The sequence below is a fragment of the Cyanobacteriota bacterium genome, assembly GCA_025054735.1.
Taxonomy (GTDB): Bacteria; Cyanobacteriota; Cyanobacteriia; order SKYG9; family SKYG9; genus SKYG9.
The window spans coordinates 1-7494 of record JANWZG010000178.1 but is presented as its reverse complement, the minus strand read 5'-3'; the positions used below and the strand labels follow the sequence as shown (position 1 = coordinate 7494).

The window sequence follows — 7494 nt, the reverse complement described above, 5'->3', positions numbered from 1 at the left end:
CGCAGCATCATTTCCACGGCTTCCCAATAGGCTTGGGGAATAGCGATCACAACCCTAGCAAGAGAGCGGAGCAGGTCCCTAAGGCGCTCTGGTCTGGTGGAACTTTGGGGCAAGAGCAGGGCAAGGCTGATGCCGATGATGATGTTGACCGGTGTGAAGTTAGCGGTGAGTAGCAACCAAATTCCTAAGCGCAGGAGGAAATGTCTAATCATTGGTTCACCACCCCATCACAATCCAAAACAGCACGACCAGGCTCAGGCTCATCATGCCAATCAGGTGTTCAAACTCTTCTAATCGGCGTGGGAGTTTGACGGAAACATGGCGGAGGGCAAGCTGATACACTAGCCACCCCAGGGCGATGGTTGCCAATGGTTTCACCACATTGGCGATCGTGTAAGCCTCGTAGTAAACCACATTAGCAGCTACTAGTCCCCCCAGTAAGAGAGCCATTGCCAGCCAAAAGCCTGCGCGCAGCGGCGATTGATCCGGTGACGTTAACCGCTGATGGGGCAGGAAGATAAACTTTGCAAAGGAAATGGCTGTTCCCAATGCAGCAATGTTCATGCCAACCACCTGCCACGGTAAGAGATTTTTCATGGTCAGCACCTTTGCCCCAAACCCAGACAGCAGGGGAAACCCCGAAATGGAAAAACTGGCGATCGCCAAGGTGACCCACAATGCTGTAGGAATTGCCTGCTGCTGCAACTCTTTAAGATTACGAGTGGGCAGTAGTCCGACTGCTAAGAACAGGGCCGCTTTGACAAAACCATGGGTCAGGGCATAGAACCCACCTACCTCTGGGGCAGCGAGAATAAACCCTAACTGGGAAATCGTGTGGAATGCTAGGATGCGCTTGGCATCTTTGTCCACTACAGCGTAGACCACCCCAAACAGTGCCGTGCAGACTCCAAATAGACGGATGATCGGGTCAAACTCTGGCAAGAGCAGCGCAATTCTCACCAAGGGCAACACGCCCGCTTTCACCACTACACCAGACATCAGGGCAGATACCGATGACTCTGATTCAGCATGGGTCAGGGGCAGCCACAGCCCAGAGATAAAAATGCCGCCCTTGACCAATAGTCCCAAAAGAATGAGTGCTGCGGCTTCTGGAGGCGCTTGCCGTAGCCCCACATAATCGAAGGAACCGTGGGCTTTATAGACTAGCACTGCCCCCACGAGGTAAAACAGCATGGCGACATTGCTAATAAATAGATAGCGCAGTCCAATCCAAAGGGCACGATCAGTACGTGGATAGGCAATCAGCAGGCATGTGGCGATACTGAGGACTTCTAGCGCTACGTACAGGGTGATAAAGTCGGCACAGACGAAGGCCGCATTCACACTGCCGTGTAAAATCAGAACTTGACCATAGAACGTGGTTGTTTTGTTGCTCTGCCAATTGTAGAGCAGCACTGCTAGGGTAACGAGGGCATTAGTAATGACGAAGAATCCCGTAGTCTCATCTAGACGGAGGCTGACTCCAAAGTGATCAATGAGTCTTAGGGTGAGGGGGGGCTGAGTGAAGAGGATGATGGCATAGGCTGTTGAGGCTAGTGCACCTAGGATGGCTAGAGGACGAGCGGCGATCGCTACTAAATAGATGAGAAACCCTAGGATAAAGGGCAAGACTATCCAGACAAGAGTGAGGGCGTTCATGGCGCGGTATCCTGCTCAATATCACGACTATCCAGGGTTGGGTTGTCTCGTGATAGTTTCATCACGCCCACTAGCATCAAGGCTTGGATGGAAAATCCAATCACGATAGCGGTCAAGATCACACCCTGGGGTACGGGATCCGCATAGGCCCCCTGTGGCGATGTGGAGGCGATCGGTGTAAACATGCCATTCCGGGCTGCAACCACCACATAGTAAGCGACGACACCAGTACTCATCACATCCATCGAGATGATTTTCATCAGCAAATTCTTCTTCAAAAGAATGCCAAAGAACCCACACAAGATGGTCGCAAGGGCAAAGGCTTCTAACACGGTGTCGCTTCGCATGAACATCATTTCGCATTAACTAACGAGACCAATAGAAATTGACTACTTCGTCAACTCTAAAACTCTAAACGTAACTACTCAGGCTCTTGCTGAAACTCGGTCAGCCCTCATCCCCTAGCCTCTTCTTCTAGGTGGCAAGACGAAGGGGAACCAAGCCAGAATCCCAGCCTCTTAACCCTCCTTGGTAGAAGGGTCAGGGTAGGGGTAGCCTGAGTATTGACCTATATACATCAGCTTGGTAGGCAGTGCTCTGGCACTAAAATACTAGCTACGAGCTATGGCATTACCCCAACATTAAGCTGTGACGTTGCCCCAGAACCACGAATAACCTAACAGTCTCCAAATCTGCCGACTTAAGGTCAGCACCACGAGCTTGTAAGAGTCATGAGGTTCCAATGCATCTGACCGTTGTTATAAGCCTATCAGCTTGTAGTGCGGACTGAAAGTCTACACTAAAACTTATCCTTATAGTCACGACAACTTATCCCTATGGTCACGACCTCAGGAGTCAACATTACCCTATGGTGAGCTTATGGTGAGCTGCACTAGACAGCAACTTGCTTGCTGCAGACGTAATCCACTGCTTGCCGCAGGGCTTCTGTGCGATTTTCCAGCACATGCTCTTGCGTGATCAGGTCAAACAGTCCCAAGCGGCTCAGGCGGTTTTGGATCTTGCTGCTAGCACCAACAATGTATATCTGGAGGCCCTTGTCGTGGGCATCGCGAATGGCATTTTCAATGGCTAGGGAGGCGGTCACACCCAGCAGAGGCACGTCGGTTAGATCCATCACGAGGACATCGGCATCCTGCATGGCGTTGTGTTCGCGGGCGATCGCCTTCGACAAGCCAAAAATCATGGGGCCACTGAGATAGAACAATAGTACCCGTCCCTGGGCCTTGTCTAGTAATTGTTTCTCCTCATCGTTGAGAGGCACATCATCATCGGTGTCTGTAATCAGCTTAATTTCCTTGGATTGCAGGCTGCTCAGACGCTCGATCGTCAGAATGTTGGCAACAAAGACCCCAATGCCCACGGCCACAATCAAATCCACAAATACGGTCAGCAGTAAGACCCCGTACATGATCAGCGAACCCTTGACCGAAACCTTGTGGGACCGCTTCAGGAAACTCCAGTCTAGGATGTCAATACCTACCTTAAGCGCAATGCCGGCCAGCACTGCCATCGGAATCGGCTGGGTAAAGCGAGCCGCCCCCAACACCACCACTAACAAAATCAATGCCCGCGTCAAACCAGAAACTGCCGTCTTTGCCCCAGTTTGAATGTTAACCACCGTTCCCATGGTAGCACCAGCACCGGGCAACCCACCACAAAACCCCGACACAATGTTGCCAATGCCTTGACCGATCAGTTCCTTGTCAGAATTGTGCTCTGTACGGGTGAGGCTATCAGCAATCACAGCGGTTAAGAGGGTATCAATACACCCCAGCATCCCCAACATGACCCCATTCACAAACATGGTGGTGAGTTGACCAGGGGAGAAGGTAGGTAGGCGAAACTGAGGTAACCCAACGGGAATCTCGCCTAAATCTCCAATTCGACGAATATCCACGGCCCCGAAGATGGTTAGGGAGACGATCGTGCCTACAATCAGTGCAACTAGCTGCGGTGGCACAATCTGCTTGAAGCGCTTGGGCATCAGGAAGATAATTGCCAAGGTCATGCCCCCCAAGATCACTTCGGGTGGGTTCGCCTTGGCGATCAGTTGGGGAATGGCAGTCACTGTGCCCAGTACACCCCCCTTGGGTGCAGCCTGTCCCAGAAAGGGAGCAATTTGCAGAATGATGAGGATTACGCCAATCCCAGACATAAAGCCAGAGATGACGCTGTAGGGCATCAGGGTGATATATTTGCCCAGTTTAAAGATGCCGAAGATAATCTGAAATAAACCTGCCAACATGACGACAGTAAATGCCATGGCTAAGCCATTTTCTGGATTGCTAGCGGTAAGACCAGCGACGATCGTCGTCATTACCACTGTCATTGGCCCAGTCGGCTCAGAAATTAGGGTTGGGGTGCCACCGAACAATGCTGCAAAGAAGCCTACACAAACAGCCCCATACAGCCCTGCAATTGGCCCGGCCCCAGAAGCCACCCCGAAGGCAAGCGCTAATGGCAAGGAGACGATCGCCGCAGTGACACCACCAAAAATGTCACCACGCAAGTTATCAAAGCGGATGTGATTGGTAATTCCCATAAGAGTAAATCAACAAGGTTAGTCAAACAAAAACAGCGGGCAAACAACAGATCTTTTCAGCAACCACTCCCTCAGCAACCATTAGCTCGCGGTAACTCTTAGCTTTGCCGATGCCTCCAGCAAACTGGCGTGAACATACAGAGCACTTCTTAACATAGAGAACTACCTAGCTCTTAATGACTCCCTTATCCATCAATGGAACTGAACCCATCGTTGGAAAGTATCTGGATCTAGCTAATTACGACCGAATCCAGAGTAGTCGTCATTGGAGTAGTACAAGTACCTAGTACTTCCCCTTGAACGTAGGTGCTTTGATTACCAGCTCATAGCTAAAATACTCACAGCCTCACAAATCCGTCTGCTACCACTTTTCTAGAACTCAAGACCATCAACTGCTATGGATAACAAGCTTATCTCAGCAATAGTCAGCACCTTAGCCTAGGCGATAGCTACGGACAAGCTAGCCAAAGGGCAGTTACTGTGAACGACCCTAGTTCTCACCATGAGCCTCAATGGCAACCATGCCCCAATAAACGGGTGTGTTGCTATGAGCAATCAGGGGACAACGGGAGAAAGATGACTTCAGACCATGAACCAGTTCAATTGAACTTACTTCTCACCCACTTGAGGTAATCAGGAGCCTGAAACGTATTATTTGTAACCCCCTGAAAGATTACTGAAAATCAGTGAATTAAATCAAATAGTTTTAGGAATTAAGTTACTGCAAAGTTGTAGCCAGTAATTATGATTTTTTTTGGAAAATCTTTGCTGGCTCATTAGGCGCTGCTCATAGATTTACCAATGAGAGCTGCTCTAGAGTTGCATTATTTCCAACTTAAGTCGACTGGAGAAGAAGCACTTGTTTGGTGAGGCTAGCTGCGAACTGTGCCATCAGGCATTGTAGCGCCTCGCATTACGATGCCACTGAGAACGCTATTGCGCAAATTCGCACCTCTTAGATCAGCCGCTGATAGATAGACATCGCACATATTGGTACCTTCCAAGGTTACTTCGGTCAAGTCAGCACCACACAGCAGTGCGTAGCGCAGATCAGCCCCATGCAAACTACTTGCAGTTAAATCTGCACCAGTCAGGTCAGCTAAGCTCAAATCTGTTTGACCATGCAAAGAGATAGCCTGTCGGTTTAACTCAATCAACGTCAACTGGCTAGAATCAACTTCTCGAAGAACTGCGCCACTAAGGTTGGCCCCCCGCAAATTTGCCTGTGAAAAGTTTGCGCCCTTGAGAATAGCACCGCTGAGGTTAGCACTTTTGAGTTTGCACTCACTTAAATCTGCTTTACTGAGGTTCGCCTCACTGAGGTCAGATGTTCTAAGAATCGCGCCACTCAAATTAGCCCGACTTAGGTTTGCCCCTGTGAGGTTAATGCCTTGCAGTTTGGCTCCGCTCAGGTTGGCACCACTCAGCTTGGCACTGCCCAAATAGGCTTGGCTCAGGTTTGCTCCTGCCAAGTTAGCGCGGGTCAAAATTGCTTTATCTAAATTTACCCAGCTCAAATCAGCGTTGCTTAGATCAGCGTTCGTGAGGTTAGCTTCTATTAGTTTTGCCCCAATCAGTTTGGCGTTGCTGAAGTCGGCATGAATGAGTGTTGCTTCACTCAAGTCGGCACCACTGAGGTTCACCCAGTTCAAATCGGCACGACTGAGGTTAATCCCCTGTAATTCAGCATTAATCAATTCAGTGCTGGTGAGATCAATTTTGCGAAAGTCCCGTTGTCCTGCTGCATATTTCCACAGCAGTCGCTCTGTATCCATGTCGGCGGTGTTAAACATCGTCGTTACTAGGGAACTGTAGATTTCGACGGGGCTGTATCGTTGATGCTGATAGTAATCAAGCTTTCAGAGATTCCTATTCCTATCCGGATTATTTGAAGTGAATCCCTAGGTTTGGAGTGTTCATCAACTGGCTGGGTGTGGTTTTGTTGAGTGTTGCGACAACCCTTGGCTAGCTAATTTCTGGCTGGGTGAACAGGGTTTCATCGAGATAGCTGTGGCGAGCTAAAGGACTGAGAGCCGATAGAATGTGTTGTCCATAGCTACGGTGGATAACGCGGCTGTCTAGGAGAGCGACGACACCTTGAGTTTCTCGCAGGGGAGCGATCGCCCGCTGAAGTTCGCTGAGGGCCGTTGGCAACAGATAGAGCCGAAACCAATCTTGACGCTGGCGCTTGTAATAGGCGACTCGTCCTGCTACTAGGGGATGCTCCAAGGAAGGGATGGGTAGGGTTGCGATCGCCATCACCTTGGGCAAGGGTAGTACGGCTTGGTGGTGCTTCCAAAAGTCCCAACCTGTGACTAGGATGCCGTTATCGTCCAAGCAAGTCTTTTCGACCTGCACACGAGAGCCAAATTCTGCTGCTAACAGTGATCCTATCTGGTTTTTTAGGGGCATATCATCCACAATCAGAACCGTTAGGGAATAGGTAGAAGCACTGGTGTAGAGCAAGTAGCGAATTTCTTTAATTAGGGCTGTCTGATATTGAGGTGTGTTGGGTAGGGGAATGCCATCTGGTAGATAGAGATGAATCAGGTCTTGGTGGCGATCGGGGGCAAACTTGAGGCAAGTCATATCCGGTAAGCCTAGGCGCTGCCGAAATAAGGTGGCATTTGTATCTAAATCGACAGCACTGCCGATGAGTACCACAGGCTGCTGTGTCCAGATTAGTTCTAGGGTAGATGCAACCTCGACAACACTGCTGTAGATCGAAAACAGCCCATAGTCTCGCTGTACTGCCGTCCAAAACAAGGTATCAGCAGTGTTAAGACGTTGGGAAATTGCCTGCCACGCGGGAGGCAGTGCTGTTTGGGGCATAAGTTGTTGAACCAGAGATTGCAGGATAACCTGCTCGGCAGCATCTAATAGATACTGATCGTAGGGGTTGGGAGGATGCTGATAAATTGCCCGTGTCAATTGAATTTGGGTATCACGGATTAGCTCAACCTGATCAGGAAACGCTAACATCAACTGGTTCCAATCCGATGGGCAGAGGCTAATGGTAAGCTGCTGGTGCACCCAAGCCTCTACATCGTCGGCTCCGTCAATAATAACCGGTACTGCTGTAGGAAACTTGTCTTGAGTACCTAGGCGATCACCTAACCATGCGGATGGTGTAGTCACGAGTACTCCACAGAAGTCAGGATGGGGCCAGCGATCGCCCACGTGAATCGGTTTGGGCGTTTGCATCCATTGGTGAATTTGAGGAAGCTCCACCATCAACAGTCGTTGCTGTACTGGTTCCGGCACCACCAAAA

Annotated in this window: 6 protein-coding genes; all 6 read right to left on the bottom strand. The window is 50.0% G+C overall.

Features of this window, described 5'->3' with window-relative positions; translation table 11 throughout:
- Positions 1-212, bottom strand: a 212-nt coding sequence (locus tag NZ772_10055; protein ID MCS6813894.1) for a cation:proton antiporter, incomplete at its 3' end; no start/stop codon positions are given.
- Between the two features lie 4 nt (positions 213-216).
- Entirely contained in the window at positions 217-1659 is a 1443-nt protein-coding gene (locus NZ772_10050; GenBank protein ID MCS6813893.1) for a cation:proton antiporter, read from the bottom strand.
- A complete protein-coding gene (locus tag NZ772_10045; protein MCS6813892.1) occupies positions 1656-1991 on the bottom strand; it encodes a cation:proton antiporter subunit C in 336 nt (111 codons plus the stop codon). The genes NZ772_10050 and NZ772_10045 overlap by 4 nt, the downstream gene beginning before the upstream one ends.
- 560 nt (positions 1992-2551) lie before the next feature.
- Positions 2552-4222, bottom strand: coding sequence for a SulP family inorganic anion transporter (locus NZ772_10040; protein MCS6813891.1), 1671 nt, complete (start codon positions 4220-4222; stop codon positions 2552-2554).
- Between the two features lie 872 nt (positions 4223-5094).
- The gene (locus NZ772_10035) at positions 5095-6015 is read right to left on the bottom strand and encodes a pentapeptide repeat-containing protein (GenBank protein MCS6813890.1); all 921 of its coding nucleotides are present in this window, start codon (positions 6013-6015) and stop codon (positions 5095-5097) included.
- A 172-nt stretch (positions 6016-6187) separates the two neighbouring features.
- A partial coding sequence (locus NZ772_10030; GenBank protein ID MCS6813889.1) for an ATP-dependent DNA helicase occupies positions 6188-7494 on the bottom strand: 1307 nt, incomplete at its 5' end.

Excerpts from the sequence above, each read along its gene's own strand:
- NZ772_10050 (MCS6813893.1), bottom strand. The coding sequence starts at position 1,659 with ATGAACGCCCTCACTCTTGTCTGGATAGTCTTGCCCTTTATCCTAGGG.
- NZ772_10040 (MCS6813891.1), bottom strand. The coding sequence starts at position 4,222 with ATGGGAATTACCAATCACATCCGCTTTGATAACTTGCGTGGTGACATT.
- NZ772_10035 (MCS6813890.1), bottom strand. The coding sequence starts at position 6,015 with ATGTTTAACACCGCCGACATGGATACAGAGCGACTGCTGTGGAAATAT.